Genomic DNA, 13,659 nt, shown 5'->3' with positions numbered 1-13,659 from the left:
GGAGCGGATTCAGGCCGCCGGGAAGATCAGACTGAAGCAGATTCTGCCGGCGGCGGGTTGCGCGACTTCGACCCGACCGCCGTGCAGTTGCATGATCGCCGTGACGATTGCCAGCCCCAGACCATTGGAGTCCGAGCTCTCATGACGCGAGGCGTCGCCACGATAAAAGCGGTCGAACAGCCTGGCGAGCGTCGCGTCCGAGAGCACCGGCCCGTTGTTTTCTACCTCTATCCTCCAGCACCTGTCCACAGCGGCAACCCGCATCAGGATCTCGCTGTTTTCGTCGGCATAGCGAATCGCGTTGGCCACCAGATTGCTCATGGCCCGGCGCAACAGGATAGGGTCGGCCAGCAGTGTGCCGGTTCCGGACGTGATCAGTCGCAGGTTGCGCTCTTCTGCCAGTCCTTCGAAATAGCCCGCCACCCGTTGCAACTCATCGTGCAGGTCGAGTGACTGACGCTCCAGCGCGGCCTGAGCCTCATCGGCACGTGCGAGGAACAGAATGCTTTCCACTAGCCGGGAAATACGCTCGAGTTCTTCCAGGTTGGAAGCCAGCAGTGCCTGATATTCCTCCACGCTGCGGTTCTGGCGCAGGGCGACCTGACAGTGACCCATCAACGAGCCGACCGGTGTGCGTATTTCGTGGGCCAGGTCGGCAGAAAACTGCATCAGACGTCGATAACCGTCGTCCAGTCGGTCAAGCATGGCATTGAAGGCGTCACTCAATTGCTGCAACTCGACGGGCGTGTCCCGGCTGTCGAGGCGCTTGTGCAGGCTGGCCGGGGTTATTGCCGCCGCGTGAGTGGCCATCCGGCGCAACGGCCGCAGACCGCGTCGCAACAAGACATAACCAAGCGCGGCAGTGATCAGGAACGCCAGAGTGACGGCGATGTAAATGCTCTGGCGAAAGCTGGCAAGCATGGCCATTTCTTTGACCATCAAATGCGCGGCCTGCAGGCGCACTTCAACACCATTGGACATCACCTGCGCCGACGCTGCGCGCAAAGGCACGCCTTGCAGGCTCATCCCGCTGCGCAGATCATCGACCCGCAGCGGCTGGTCCTGCGCAACAGTCGGCAAATCCGGCAAGGGCGCATGTTGCGGGTTGACTGAAATCACCGGTGACTTGCCTGGTTCGCCGATGATGAAAATATCTTCTTCGCTGTCGAGCATGTTTTCGAACAGTTGCGGGCTGCCTTTGAGGTTGTCCATGCTCAGGTCGTAGCGCAGCAGTTTGCGGAAATGGTCGAGTCGCGCCAGCACGGCGTGGTCGCTACGTTGCAACACTGTCTGCTCAATGGACTGATAGAGATAGAACCCCGCGCCGCTGACCGTAAGCATTGCCACCAGTGCGAACGCCAGGGTCGAACGCAGTGTCAGGGAAGGCTGGCGTCGCATGGCCGTACCTCGCACACATAACCGATGCCACGCACTGTGTGGATGAGTTTGACCGGGTAGGGCAGGTCGATCTTGCTGCGCAGGCGTTTGATGGCAACGTCCACCACGTTGGTGTCGCTGTCGAAATTCATGTCCCAGACTTCCGAGGCAATCTGCGCGCGGGACATCACGTCACCTTCGCGGCGCAACAACAGGTGTAGCAGAGCGAATTCCTTGTTGGTCAGCACAATGACCTGCTGTTGACGCGTCACGCGGCGGCGCAGCAGATCAAGCTCAAGATCGGCCAGATGAAAATGATCGGCTTCGCGCACCACTCCGCGGCGCAGGATGGTGCGGATGCGCAGCAGCAGTTCGGTGAAAGAGAACGGTTTGACCAGATAGTCGTCGGCGCCCAGCTCAAGACCGCGAATGCGGTCCTGCAACTGATCGCGTGCGGTCAGGAACAGCACCGGCACGTCCTGCCTGGCGCGCAAGACCTCGATGATTTGCCAGCCGTCGATACCGGGCAGCATCACGTCAAGCACGATCAGGTCGTAACGGTTTTCCAGTGCCAGATGCAGGCCGTCGGCACCGTGCTGGGTCCAGTCGACCCGGTAGCCGGACTCGCCGAGGCCCTTCTTCAGGTACTCGCCTGTTTTGGTATCGTCTTCAATAAGCAGGATATGCATCGTTTTGTCCGCTACGCTTTTGCAGGCGCCCTCGGTGCGCCGATGCCGGAGTCTAACCAGTTGCCGACAAGGTGTCCGGCGAATGACAAAAATGTCATTGCACGGTCATTCTGCGGTGCCGGTAACGGTGCAAGGATGGCTCTCAGACCTCAACTGCCAAGGAAGTATTGATGAAGACTGCACTCTCCACCACGTTTGGCCTGCTGTTGCTCAGCGCCGCTGTCATGACTCAAGCCGCCGACATGCCGGTGGTCAAGCCGATGCGCGGGACCGTCGACAGCCTGCAGGCCGACACCTTGAATTTCACCACCCGTGCGGGCCAGCACCAGAGCATTCAGTTGACCGACAAGACCGGCATCCGCCTGGTGTCCAAGGCTGACCTGGAATCGATCAAGGCTGACAGTTTTGTCGGTTCGGCAGCCATTCCCCAGGCTGACGGCACATTGAAAGCGCTGGAAGTCACCGTTTTTGAACCAAGCCTGAAAGGCAGTGGTGAAGGCCATTACGGCTGGGAAAATGCCGACGGCACGACCGGCACCATGACCAACGGCACTGTTGGCACACTGTCCAAAGCCAATGGCCGCACCCTGACTGTTCAATACAAGGGTGGCGAGAAGCAGCTGGTTGTGCCGGAAGACGTGCCGATTGCCTATGTCGAGCCAGGTCAGCGCAGCGAGCTGAAAACCGGTGCCAAGGTTGTGCTGTTCCCGGCTGACGACGGCAAGTCGGCACGCGGTGTTGCAGTTGGAAAGGACGGCTTTACTCCGCCTATGTAATTGCTGCCGACAGCGTCACGGCAGGCGACTCTGGTCGCCTGCCCGCGCACAGTGCGGCTATGCCTGATTCAGAAGGATCTCGACATGAAAACCCGCCCCATTCATCCGTGGCCGGTACGTTTGACTCATTGGGTCAACGCAGTGGGCATGGTCTGCATGTTCATGAGCGGTTGGGCCATTTACAACGCATCGCCGCTGATGCCGTTCACATTTCCCAAGTTTTTGACTCTCGGTGGCTGGCTGGGCGGCTCCATTGCCTGGCACTTCGCGGTGATGTGGCTGTTGGTCATCAACGGCCTGGTTTATGTGCTGTATAGCGTGTTCAGTCGCCATTTCAAGCGTGATCTGCTGCCGGTCAGTCCTTCGCAGGTAAAGCGTGACATGAGTGATGCGCTGCACTTTCGCCTGGCTCACGTCAAAGGTCAGTACAACGCCGTGCAGCGCTTGATGTACTGGCTAGTGCTGATCATGGGTGTGCTGGTAGTGGTGTCCGGTCTGGCAATCTGGAAGCCGGTGCAATTTCAGGGGCTGGTTGCTCTACTGGGCGGTTTCGATTTTGCTCGCTGGGTGCATTTTGGCGCCATGACAGCCATTGGCGCGTTCGTAATCGTGCATCTGCTGCTGGTTATGCTGGTGCCCAGCACCTTGTTACCGATGATTACCGGCGGCCGTCAGCCGAACGAAGATGGAGCTGCCAAGCCATGAACGAACCTCGCAAACGCGTCACACAGCGCATCCGTCTGGAACCTGCGCAGCAAAGCCAGCTGATTGATATTCAACGACGTTCTTTTCTGCGTGCCGGGCTGACCGTGGGCGCCATGTCGATGCTAACCGGCTGCAACCTGCAGGACGGTGACCAGGTGGACAAGGTGCTGTGGGCTATGTCGCGCTGGAATGACCGGGTTCAGGCCTGGCTGTTCAACGGTCAAAAACTGGCCCCAACCTATAGCAAGGCGCAATTGACCAATCCGTTTCCGTTCAATGCGTTTTACCCCGAGTACAACGTGCCCGAGCTGGAGCTTGCCGACTATCGGCTGGCGGTGTCCGGACTGGTCCGTGACAAACAACCGTGGACGCTGGATGCGCTGCGCAAACTGCCGCAACGCACCGACATTACCCGATTGATCTGTATCGAAGGCTGGAGCGCGATAGGTCAGTGGGGCGGCGTACCGCTGAAGACGTTCCTGGAATACATCGGCGCTGATACCACGGCACGTTTCGTCGGTTTCAAGTGCGCCGATCGCTATTACTCGAGCCTGGATATGCCCACCGCACTGCACCCGCAGACCTTGCTGGCGCTGGATTTCGGCGAAGTTGCCCTGCCTCCGGACTACGGCTATCCGCTGCGTGTGCGGGTGCCGACCAAACTGGGCTTCAAGAACCCCAAGCACATCGTCGAGATCTTCGTCAGCAACGAAAACCCCGGCGGGTACTGGGAGGATCAGGGCTATAACTGGTTCAGCGGGATCTAGCGGCGGGACGTGGAACTCATTGTTCCTCGCCCTAGCGTGGGAATGCCTGCCGTAACGCTCTGCGTCACACTCAGTCGCAGTGACCACGCGCACCGCAAGAGCCGCACCTTGAACAGGCGCGGCGCTTCAGATCAATTCAAACCCAGCTTGCCGCGCAGGGTGGAGAGATCTTCTGCCAAGGTATTGACCGGGCCGATCAGGGCTTTGCGGTCGTTTTCCTTGACCTTGTCGTAAGTCTCGAACCCACCGTCCTTGGTCTTGTACTTGGCCAGGATCTTGTCAACGGTTGCGAAGTTCTTGTCGACTTTGGCGGAGAAAGCCTTGTCCTGCTGCTCTATCTGCGGACGGAACAGGTCGACGATTTTCTTCGCGCCGTCGATGTTGCCCTGGAAGTCGTACAGGTCAGTGTGGCTGTAACGATCTTCTTCGCCGGAGATCTTGGTCGCTGCGACTTCTTCCAGCAAGGCTGCCGCGCCGCCGACGACTTTTTCAGGCGGGAAAGTCAGGTCGGTAACGCGCTTTTCCAGGTCCTTGACGTCGCTCAACAGCTTGTCGGCAATAGGGCCTTGGTCCTTGGTGGTGTTTTGCGAAAACAGAGCATATTCCAGCCGATGGAAACCGGTGAAATCTTCTGCCGTTACGCCTTTTTCGTGATCATCGACGCGCGAGTCAATGGAGGCGTCCAGGTCGCTGAACAGTTCGGCAATCGGCTCGACCGACTCGTAGTAGACGCGTGTAGGGGCGTAAAGCTTTTTAGCGGTCGCAATGTCGCCTTTCTTCACGGCGTCGGTGAATTTCTGGGTATGGCTGACCAGCTCTTCGATGTTCTCGGTCACGTAAATCTTGTAGTCCGAAACCGGGCCTACCAGGTCCAGCGGGGCGGTGGCGGCGAAGGCGGCCAGTGGGGTCTGAAGCAGGCCAAGTGTCAGGAGCAAAGCCAGAGGCGTCTTTTTCATAAGTGTCTTCCGGGTCAGGAGTGAATAAGTCATGCGGTTTGGCTGGACGATGCAGCCGCCAGCAACGAGCGGCCGATGAAATCCTGTTCGCCGGTCACGCCCGGCAGGGTGAAGAAATAGCCGCCGCCGACGGGCTTGAGGTATTCCTCTAGCGGCTCGCCGTTCAGGCGGCTCTGTACCGTGATAAAGCCTTTTTCCAGATCGGCCTGGTAGCAAATGAACAGCAGGCCCATGTCCAGCTGCCCGTTCTTGTTCACCCCGTTGGAGTAATTGAACGGACGGCGCAGGATCAGGTTGCGCTGTGTCTCGGCAGTACGCGGGTTGGCCAGACGGATGTGCGAGTCCAGTCGGGTTTTCTTGCCCTCCGGGTCAGCCGCGTAATTCGGCACGTCGGTCTCGACCTTGCCGTCCATAGGCGCACCGGTAGTTTTACTGCGGCCGAAGATCGATTCCTGTTCCTGCAGCGGCGTGCGGTCCCAGCGTTCGACGAAGTTGCGAATGATGCGCACCGCCTGATAACTGCCATTGGCTGCCCAGGCCGGTTCGCCGCTGCCGGGTTGCACCCAGACCAGCTCGTCCATGGTCTTCTGGTTATTGGAGTCCGGGTTCGCCGAGCCGTCCCGGAAGCCCAGAAAGTTGCGCGCGCTTTCAGGAGGCTGGCCAGGTTTTTTCGGTGCCTGAGGCGGCACGGTGCCTTCCTGTTTCCAGCGAACCAGCAGCAGGTCGGGCAGGTTCTTGACGATGTCGCGCAGGGCGTGGATGTTGCTGTCGGCGGTGTTGGCGCAGAACTGAATGCTCAGATCTCCGTGGCAATTGGCCGGGTCCAGCGCATCGTTGGGGAAACCGGTCATGCGGCTCAGACGCGCGGGTTTGACTGACGCGAGGCCGAAGCGCTCATCGAACAGTGATTCCCCCACCGATACCGTGATGGTCAGGTTATCCGGCGTCACCACCGGGCCGAGTATTCCCGAGTCCAGTGGCGGCAGTTTCGGATCGACTTCCGCTACCGGTCCGCCAGTCATCAGGAACGCGATGCGCTCGTTGAGTGTGCGGAACAGGCGCTCAAGATCTTCCCGGTCGGCGGCCAGCACATCGAACGCCACCAGCATGCCGGATGCCGGGCGCGGGTTTACGATGCCGGTCTGATGAATGCCGTGGAACGTGTTGTGGTCCTGCGTCTTTTCGCTGTTCGGCGCTTCTGTGACTTGCGCTGGTGCAGCGGCCAGTACGTTGCCGCTCAGGCTGCTGCCAGCCAGCGCGGCACCGGCGGCACCAAGCCCCATCAGGACACGGCGACGCTGAATCGATGCAGGGGCGTTATTCGTGTCTGGATTGTTGTCTGGGTTTTTCATCGTGGTGTGCTGTGCTCCAGTGGATCAGAGGTCAGAAAGGCCGAGTGCCGAGTCGATGCCGTTGATTGCGTCGGCCACTGCCGCCGCCTTGGCCGCAATTTGCTGGCGTTGCGCCGTGTTCACCTGCTCGTAAGACCGGTAACCGTCGGCGGTGCGGAGCGCTTTCAGCGAGGTGTCCAGGTCGGCGGTGGCTACGTCGATTTTCTGCAACATGTCGCCAGCGCTACGAATCAGCAGCGGGCGCAGCAGATCGACGATCTTGCGCGTACCTTCCAGGTTGGCGGCGAAACCGTCCAGGTCGCTGTGGCTGTAACGTTCTTCCTCGCCGTTGCTACGCACGTCTGACAGGCTGCGCATCGTGCGGACGGCAATATCGGCGAGCTGCTCGGGTTGCAGCGACTGCGCCATCAGTTGTTGCTTGAGCTGGGTGACGTCGTTTTGCAGGCGTGATGCCACGGGTGACAGGCCGTCGACAGCGCGTTGTTCGAACAGCGCGTATTCGATGCGGTGGAAGCCTGTGAAGCCGGGGTCCTGCTCACGCTTCTCGTAATAATCGGCGCGAGCGTTGATCGCATTGTCCAGCTCCGAAAAGCGCTGCGCGGCAGGAGCAATGCGCTGATACGCGGTGCGAGCCGGCAGATAGGCCGCCTGCGCGGCGCTCAGGTCGCCAGCGTCGATGGCCTGTTGCAAGGCAATGACGGCTTTGATGAGCGCTGATCCCTGCAGGCTCAGGTACACCCGGTACTCGGAGAGCGGTCCGATGAATGCGGTCATCGAAGGGCGCGCTCTGGCTTTGGCATCGGACTCGGCGGTCGGTGTGACATGCAGGGTGCCGCGCGGGTTGCTGAGCAGGCCGCAGGTGATTGCGTAATCGCCCGGTGCCAGGTTGGCATTGATTACCTGACTCAGGCCCGGTGCAATATTTTCCCGCTCCTCGATCACCAGCACACCATCGAGAATTTCCCATTCGACGGCCCGTTCAGAGCGGTTGACGATGCGAAAAGCGTTGTTGCCCGCTGCCACGGTCAGGGCGTTTGGCTCGCAGTTGTGCGCATGAATGTTGACCACTGTTTCAGTGCCAGCATTGGCGGCCCGCTTTTTGGCGGCCACCTGCGAGGCGTAATAGAACAATCCGCCTGCGGCAAACATCAGAATCACCGAGCCGGCCACTGCCAATCGCAGGACACGGGGCGGCCGGGCTTTCTCGGAAAGCCCTGAGGGACGGTTAGACATAGGTGCCCTTATTTGTTTGTAACAGAAGATGGGTGCGGCTGTACTGCCCTGGCTGCTTTCGGGCTGTGTGGCATAAAAAACAGTACCAGCGCGCCGATCAGGTAAATCAGATAGACACTCAGCGTGCTGACCGTAGGCGCATCCTGATAACCGAACATGCCTGCGAGTACCGAGCCGGCAGGCCCGTCCATCGGCAGCAGCGCACTGATGTCGAAGACCACGCCTTGCAGGTGATTCCAGACGCCCGCTTCATGCAGCGCCTGCACCGAGTTGGCAAGAATGCCCGCGGCCACCACGAGTATGAACAGCCCGGTCCAGCGGAAAAACAGGCTCAGGTTGAGGCGCATGCTGCCGCTGTAGATCGCTACGCCGAAACCCACCGCCAGCAGCAGGCCGAGCAGGGCACCCAGTGGTGCGCTCGAGCCTTCGCTCTGCTGGAACACAGCGAGCAGAAAGAATACGGTTTCCAGCCCTTCACGGGCCACGGCGAAGAACACCATGGCGATCAGTGCGTAGGTCTGGTTTTTCGAGCCGGTGAGGGCGGCGTCCAGGGATTCATGCAACGCATGCTTGATCGAACGCGCCACTTTACGCATCCAGAAAACCATCGAGCTGAGGATGCCCACGGCGATCAGGCCGACAATGCCCTCGAACAATTCCTGCTGCTTCTGCGGAAACTCGGCGCTCATCAACTCCAGTCCGCCACCGACGAATAGCGAAAGCGCAGCCGCCAGGAACACGCCGATCCACACCGCAGGCATCCACTCGCCACGACCGGTCTGTTTCAGGTAACTGGCGATAATGCCAACAATGAGCGCAGCTTCGATGCCTTCGCGCAGCATGATCAAAAACGGAACGAGCATATCCCACCGGGTTCAGGATTGAAGGGTGCAGGTGTTTCGACGAGCAAACAGCCTGAAACACTGCGTAACATAATGATACTCATTCTTGAATGCGGATAGTTGTTTTTTGTCCGCTTCAGATTTTTGTCAGGCTGTTCAGGCGAGGTTCAGCTGCTCGTGGCTCGAGGTTTGAACTTTTTTCTGGTGCTTTGAACGCTCAGCGATCATGTTGAACACCACGCAAAATGAGGATGGGTTTTTGAATTGCCAGACCCGGCCACTTCAATATTGGAAGTCATGATGTCATCTCAAGTCGAGAACTCCGGTCGCGATCTTGTGCCGCAGAATTGCCAGACCGAGGTGCCACACGCCCAGGCTGTTGAGTCGCTCAGCGCTATCGACAGGCGGTGGCAAATGCTGATCGATCACGTCGGTCCCTGTCTGCATCCGGTGACGGCGGCCCAGGATCCGTTTCAGGCGCTGGTCAAGGCAGTGGCCTACCAGCAACTTCACGCCAGGGCGGGCGACGCGATGATCATGCGGCTGTGCGGGCTGTTTCCGGGTGTCGGCTTTCCGGACGCGCAGGAATTGGTCGATCTGGACGAGCAGGCATTGCGGTCCTGCGGCTTTTCGGCATCCAAATGCCGGGCGATCAAGGCGATTGCAGCTGCGCGATCAGACGACCGTGTGCCTGACGTCAGCGCTGCGCTGGCGATGACTAATGATGAACTCGTCGAGCGGCTCATTCAGTTGCCGGGGGTAGGGCGCTGGACGGTGGAGATGATGCTCATCTATGGGCTTGGTCAGATGGACGTCATGCCTGCCAGCGACTTCGGCGTGTGTGAAGGCTACAGGCGCCTGTACGCACTTGAACTCAAGCCGGGCCATGGGGAAATGCGTCGGCTTGGTGAAGGCTTTGCGCCTTACCGTACGATTGCTGCCTGGTATCTGTGGCGCGTACCGATCGGTTTTGGCACAAGCGGCTGATCTCGAATTTGAAAGCAAGCACCGGAGTGTCTGACAGCCCTGACCCGGATAGGCTTGGCGAAACTCTGGGCGAGGTCACAAGATGGACAGCATAAAGCGGACTGACACGGCGCATGTCCTGCGCACGGAAGACGATCCACGCTGGGACATTCTGCTCAAGCGGCGCTCTGGCGTCAGTGCGGATTTCGTTTACGGCGTATTGACCACGGGTATCTACTGCAAGCCTGGCAGCCCGACCAGGCTTCCGCGTCCAGAAAACGTGGTGTTTTTTGACACCGCGAGCGAGGCCGAAGTCGCCGGTTTTCGTCCGTCGAGGCGCAGCGGCAGCGATCAGCAAGCGGTCGAGCTCAAACGCGCTAATGCCGTTTCCGAAGCCTGCAGATTGCTGGACAGCGCCGTAGCAATGCCCAATCTGACCGAGCTTGCCGAACAGGTCGGCATGAGCGCTTTTCATTTTCACAGGGTGTTCAAAAGGCTGACCGGGTTGACACCAAAGGCCTATGGGCAGGCAGCGATGCGCTCGCGTCTGAAGGCCCGGCTGGCCGATGATACGACGATCACCCGTGCGCTCTACGAAGCGGGCTACAACTCCAACAGTCGTTTCTATGAGGCTTCGCAGAATATGCTCGGCATGAAACCTTCCGAATACCGTGCAGGCGGCGCCAATGTCGATATCAGGTTCGCCTTGGGTGAGAGCTCGCTGGGTTCGATTCTGGTGGCGACCAGCAGCAAAGGTATCTGCGCCATTTCGCTCGGAGATGATCCCGACGTGCTTATCGAAGGTTTTCAGGACCGGTTCCCAAACGCCAACCTTATCGGTGCAGACCCGGAGTTCGAAGCGCTGGTTGCCAAGGTCGTGGGCTTTGTACAATCGCCGGCCACCGGCCTTGCGCTGCCGCTGGACATTCGTGGCACGGTGTTTCAGGAGCGGGTATGGCAGGCACTGAGGGGCATACCTGCCGGATCTACCGTCACTTACACGAAGATCGCCACGCAGATAGGTATGCCCAGCGCCGTTCGTGCTGTGGCCAACGCTTGTGGTGCCAACACGCTTGCCGTGGCCATTCCCTGCCATCGCGTGGTGCGCAGTGACGGATCGTTGTCCGGCTATCGCTGGGGTGTGGAGCGCAAGCGCAAGCTGCTCGAAATCGAGTCTGGCGAAGGGGCAGGGTTGTTTTCAGGGCTTTGAACAGCAGCCCAGTTCATCCAGAATCCGATAAGCCAGCCTTACCCGTTGTTCGTTCGGATAGTTCTTGTTGGCCAGTATCACAATGCCGAGCTGTTTTTCCGGAATGAACGCCACATAACCGCCAAAACCGTTGGTTGATCCGGTCTTGTTGATCCAGGCGGCTGGCTGCGGTGCCTGTGGAGGTTCGATAGCTTCAGCCTTCAGCGTCGTAAGCATTGCGCTGGCGTTGCCCGTAAGCAGTTGTTCCAGATGGACCGGCATTGAATACTGTTCCCAGATCAGGTCCTGGGTCATGCTTGCGACGCGAAAATAACCGGTCTGTGTGTCGCTCAGGGCACGACGCAAACGGGCGTCGTATTGACCCGTTCCGATATTAGCTTCGACAAAACGGATCATGTCGCGGCTGCTCGATTTCACACCGTAGGCTTCTGCTGCCAGTGGGCCTGGGCTGACCCGGGCCGGTTCGTCGAGTTTGTTGTAGCCCTGCGCATAAAACCCCTGTTTTTCATCAGGCACGTTGACGTAGGTACTGTTCAGGCCCAGCGCCGGGAACAGGCGTTGTTGCAGGGCCTTTTCGTACGGCAGGTGCATGCTCCGCGCCGCGATCATGCCAAGCAGGCCCACGCTGGGGTTGGCATAGGTGCGATGGGTGCCCGGCAGGTATTCAGGCTGCCAGGCCTTGAACCAGGCCATCAACTGGTCGGTATCATGCACCTGCTCGGGCACCTGAAGCGGGAAACCTCCTGCGGTGTGTGTAGCCAGGTGGAAGACCGGTATTTTGCCCAGGCGTGTCTCGCCCAACTGCGGTATGTAAGTAGCAATGCTCTGCGTCAGCGTCAACTGCCCGTTGGCCTGCGCCCAGCTGGCCAGCGTTGCGGTGAGGGTCTTGCTGATCGAGCCGAGTTCGAACAGTGTATCGCTGGACACCGGCCGGCCAGTGGCTTTCGAGGCCACGCCATAATTGTAGAACTGCTGTTCGCCGTTACGAGTGATGGCGATGGACAGACCCGCAATGTTGTTTTCCTGCATGACCTTGCGCGCTTCTGTCTGCACCAGCGCGTCAAACGCAGCCGGGTCTTGCCCGGCAAAAGCCACCGAGTTGACCAGCAGAAGTCCTGTGCAGAACAGCGTCCCATTCCATTGCATTCGATAGTTCCTTGTTGTTTTGGGGGTATGCCGATCATCAGGCGGGGGGCTGAGGGCCTCTCTGCGGTGGTCGGTCGTCAAAGGTTTGCGTAATATGCCCCCTTTTTTGCGCTTCCTCCACGGAACGCGGCTCAGGTAAATCATGAAAACTATCCGTATGCGCGCCGAAGTTCTGGCCGGGCTCACCACATCGTTCGCTCTGGTGCCCGAGTGCATCGCCTTTGCGCTGGTTGCCCATCTCAATCCACTGATGGGGCTGTATGGCGCGTTCATCATTTGTACGCTGACCGCTTTATTTGGCGGCAGACCGGGAATGGTGTCAGGTGCCGCAGGCTCGATGGCCGTGGTAATCGTGGCGCTGGTGGTGCAGCAGGGTGTGCAGTATCTGTTGGCTACCGTGCTGCTGGGTGGCCTGATCATGATTCTGTTCGGGCTGTTGCGGCTGGGCAAACTGGTGAGGCTGGTGCCTTATCCGGTGATGCTGGGTTTCGTCAACGGTCTGGCCATCGTCATCGCGATGGCGCAACTGGAACACTTCAAGGTCGGTGAATCGTGGCTCAGCGGTACGCCGCTGTACGTAATGCTCGGGCTGGTGGTGCTGACCATGGCAATCGTCTACCTGCTGCCACGCGTGACCCGCGTCGCGCCGCCGGCGCTGGTGGCGATCCTCAGCGTCGGGCTGGCGGTGTACCTGCTCGGCCTGCCAACCCGCACCTTGGGCGACATGGCGCATATCGCCGGTGGCTTGCCTGCATTTGCCTTGCCGGACATCCCGTGGAATCTGGAGACCCTGCGCATCATTGCGCCTTACGCCATCCTGATGGCGCTGGTCGGCCTGCTGGAAACCCTGCTGACCCTGAACCTTACCGACGAAATTACCGAAACCCGGGGTTACCCGGACCGCGAGTGTGTGGCGCTGGGCGCTGCCAACATGGTGTCCGGAGCATTTGGCGGCATGGGTGGCTGCGCGATGATCGGTCAGACCGTCATCAACCTCAGTTCCGGTGGGCGCGGGCGGGTTTCCGGGGTGGTTGCGGGCTTGATGATCCTGATGTTCGTGTTGTTCCTGTCGCCGCTGATCGAGCGTATTCCGCTGGCGGCGCTTGTGGGCGTGATGTTTGTGGTCGCTCAGCAAACCTTCGCTTGGGCGTCGCTGCGCGTGCTGCGCAAGGTGCCGCTCAACGACGTGCTGGCAATTATCGCGGTGACGGTGGTCACGGTGCTGACCGATCTGGCCACCGCTGTGGTGTTCGGGATCATCATTGCCGCGATCAACTTCGCCTGGCAGCAGGCCCGCGAGCTTTATGCCGACAGCCATGTCGAGGCAGACGGCAGCAAGGTCTACCACCTGCACGGCACGTTGTTCTTTGCTTCCACCACACCCTTCCTTGACCAGTTCAACCCGGCTGAGGACCCGGCGCAAGTGACGCTGGACTGTCGTCACCTGAGCTTTGTCGATTACTCGGCAATCGCGGCGCTCAAGACCTTGCGTGAACGCTACGCCAAGGCCGGCAAGCACTTGCGTGTGGTGCATCTGTCCGAGCGTTGCAAACGATTGCTCAAGCGCGCAGGTGTACAGCACGCTTGATTGATGTCGCCAGGCCTTGTCTCGTATAGGCTGAATATCAACCTCTGAACCA

General features: G+C 59.6%; 13 protein-coding genes. 6 read left to right on the top strand and 7 right to left on the bottom strand.

What is annotated here, in order from left to right; translation table 11 throughout:
• Nucleotides 1-9: 9 nt before the first annotated feature.
• Together POR16_RS15420 and POR16_RS15415 are read right to left on the bottom strand one after the other, a co-directional pair.
• On the bottom strand, nt 10-1,398 hold the full coding sequence (locus POR16_RS15420) for a heavy metal sensor histidine kinase (RefSeq protein WP_005890335.1): 1,389 nt from the start codon (nt 1,396-1,398) through the stop codon (nt 10-12).
• On the bottom strand, nt 1,377-2,066 hold the full coding sequence (locus POR16_RS15415) for a heavy metal response regulator transcription factor (protein ID WP_005890337.1): 690 nt from the start codon (nt 2,064-2,066) through the stop codon (nt 1,377-1,379). The genes POR16_RS15420 and POR16_RS15415 overlap by 22 nt, the downstream gene beginning before the upstream one ends.
• A 170-nt stretch (nt 2,067-2,236) precedes the next feature.
• On the opposite strand from POR16_RS15415, the gene POR16_RS15410 reads away from it, so the two are divergent.
• The 3 genes from POR16_RS15410 (at nt 2,237) to POR16_RS15400 (ending at nt 4,314) form a co-directional block, all read left to right on the top strand.
• Nucleotides 2,237-2,842 (top strand): hypothetical protein, encoded by a 606-nt coding sequence (locus POR16_RS15410; protein ID WP_005890338.1) that lies wholly within the window; start codon nt 2,237-2,239, stop codon nt 2,840-2,842.
• A gap of 84 nt (nt 2,843-2,926) precedes the next feature.
• Nucleotides 2,927-3,547, top strand: a complete 621-nt coding sequence (locus POR16_RS15405) for a cytochrome b/b6 domain-containing protein (RefSeq protein ID WP_024689596.1) — start codon at nt 2,927-2,929, stop codon at nt 3,545-3,547.
• Nucleotides 3,544-4,314, top strand: coding sequence for a molybdopterin-dependent oxidoreductase (locus POR16_RS15400; RefSeq protein ID WP_005890341.1), 771 nt, complete (start codon nt 3,544-3,546; stop codon nt 4,312-4,314). Before POR16_RS15405 ends, POR16_RS15400 begins: the two co-directional genes overlap by 4 nt.
• A 131-nt stretch (nt 4,315-4,445) precedes the next feature.
• Here the strand turns inward: POR16_RS15400 and efeO (POR16_RS15395) are convergent, their stop codons facing one another.
• Genes efeO (POR16_RS15395) through efeU form a run of 4 tightly spaced genes read right to left on the bottom strand, consistent with a single transcriptional unit; the run spans nt 4,446 to nt 8,718 of the window.
• Nucleotides 4,446-5,270, bottom strand: a complete 825-nt coding sequence (gene efeO, locus POR16_RS15395) for an iron uptake system protein EfeO (protein WP_005890343.1) — start codon at nt 5,268-5,270, stop codon at nt 4,446-4,448.
• A gap of 29 nt (nt 5,271-5,299) precedes the next feature.
• Nucleotides 5,300-6,622: an iron uptake transporter deferrochelatase/peroxidase subunit gene (gene efeB, locus POR16_RS15390; RefSeq protein ID WP_005890345.1), complete on the bottom strand. Its 1,323-nt coding sequence runs from the start codon at nt 6,620-6,622 to the stop codon at nt 5,300-5,302.
• A gap of 24 nt (nt 6,623-6,646) precedes the next feature.
• Entirely contained in the window at nt 6,647-7,855 is a 1,209-nt protein-coding gene (gene efeO, locus POR16_RS15385) for an iron uptake system protein EfeO (protein WP_053479643.1), read from the bottom strand.
• A gap of 8 nt (nt 7,856-7,863) precedes the next feature.
• Entirely contained in the window at nt 7,864-8,718 is an 855-nt protein-coding gene (gene efeU / locus POR16_RS15380) for an iron uptake transporter permease EfeU (protein WP_053479644.1), read from the bottom strand.
• A 393-nt stretch (nt 8,719-9,111) separates the two neighbouring features.
• Here efeU and POR16_RS15375 point away from each other — a divergent pair, with 393 nt between their 5' ends.
• Together POR16_RS15375 and ada are read left to right on the top strand one after the other, a co-directional pair.
• A complete protein-coding gene (locus tag POR16_RS15375) occupies nt 9,112-9,684 on the top strand; it encodes a DNA-3-methyladenine glycosylase family protein (protein ID WP_005890350.1) in 573 nt (190 codons plus the stop codon).
• Nucleotides 9,685-9,766: 82 nt separating this feature from the next.
• Nucleotides 9,767-10,873 (top strand): bifunctional DNA-binding transcriptional regulator/O6-methylguanine-DNA methyltransferase Ada, encoded by a 1,107-nt coding sequence (gene ada / locus POR16_RS15370; protein WP_053479645.1) that lies wholly within the window; start codon nt 9,767-9,769, stop codon nt 10,871-10,873.
• On the opposite strand, the gene ampC is transcribed toward ada, so the two are convergent.
• Nucleotides 10,862-12,019 carry a class C beta-lactamase gene (ampC, locus tag POR16_RS15365; protein ID WP_005890355.1) on the bottom strand — a complete coding sequence of 386 codons (1,158 nt, stop codon included), beginning with the start codon at nt 12,017-12,019 and terminating at the stop codon, nt 10,862-10,864. The two genes, ada and ampC, sit on opposite strands and share 12 nt — an antisense overlap.
• A 142-nt stretch (nt 12,020-12,161) precedes the next feature.
• On the opposite strand from ampC, the gene POR16_RS15360 reads away from it, so the two are divergent.
• Nucleotides 12,162-13,607 (top strand): SulP family inorganic anion transporter, encoded by a 1,446-nt coding sequence (locus POR16_RS15360; RefSeq protein WP_005890356.1) that lies wholly within the window; start codon nt 12,162-12,164, stop codon nt 13,605-13,607.
• Nucleotides 13,608-13,659 lie beyond the last annotated feature (52 nt).

The organism is Pseudomonas coronafaciens pv. oryzae str. 1_6, from assembly GCF_000156995.2.
In the GTDB taxonomy this organism is placed as follows: Bacteria; Pseudomonadota; Gammaproteobacteria; order Pseudomonadales; family Pseudomonadaceae; genus Aquipseudomonas; species Aquipseudomonas tremae.
This window is presented reverse-complemented; position numbering and strand designations above follow the sequence as displayed.

Excerpts from the sequence above, each read along its gene's own strand:
- POR16_RS15420 (WP_005890335.1), bottom strand. The coding sequence starts at position 1,398 with ATGCGACGCCAGCCTTCCCTGACACTGCGTTCGACCCTGGCGTTCGCA.
- POR16_RS15415 (WP_005890337.1), bottom strand. The coding sequence starts at position 2,066 with ATGCATATCCTGCTTATTGAAGACGATACCAAAACAGGCGAGTACCTG.
- POR16_RS15410 (WP_005890338.1), top strand. The coding sequence starts at position 2,237 with ATGAAGACTGCACTCTCCACCACGTTTGGCCTGCTGTTGCTCAGCGCC.
- POR16_RS15405 (WP_024689596.1), top strand. The coding sequence starts at position 2,927 with ATGAAAACCCGCCCCATTCATCCGTGGCCGGTACGTTTGACTCATTGG.
- POR16_RS15400 (WP_005890341.1), top strand. The coding sequence starts at position 3,544 with ATGAACGAACCTCGCAAACGCGTCACACAGCGCATCCGTCTGGAACCT.
- efeO (WP_005890343.1), bottom strand. The coding sequence starts at position 5,270 with ATGAAAAAGACGCCTCTGGCTTTGCTCCTGACACTTGGCCTGCTTCAG.
- efeB (WP_005890345.1), bottom strand. The coding sequence starts at position 6,622 with ATGAAAAACCCAGACAACAATCCAGACACGAATAACGCCCCTGCATCG.
- efeO (WP_053479643.1), bottom strand. The coding sequence starts at position 7,855 with ATGTCTAACCGTCCCTCAGGGCTTTCCGAGAAAGCCCGGCCGCCCCGT.
- efeU (WP_053479644.1), bottom strand. The coding sequence starts at position 8,718 with ATGCTCGTTCCGTTTTTGATCATGCTGCGCGAAGGCATCGAAGCTGCG.
- POR16_RS15375 (WP_005890350.1), top strand. The coding sequence starts at position 9,112 with ATGCTGATCGATCACGTCGGTCCCTGTCTGCATCCGGTGACGGCGGCC.
- ada (WP_053479645.1), top strand. The coding sequence starts at position 9,767 with ATGGACAGCATAAAGCGGACTGACACGGCGCATGTCCTGCGCACGGAA.
- ampC (WP_005890355.1), bottom strand. The coding sequence starts at position 12,019 with ATGCAATGGAATGGGACGCTGTTCTGCACAGGACTTCTGCTGGTCAAC.
- POR16_RS15360 (WP_005890356.1), top strand. The coding sequence starts at position 12,162 with ATGAAAACTATCCGTATGCGCGCCGAAGTTCTGGCCGGGCTCACCACA.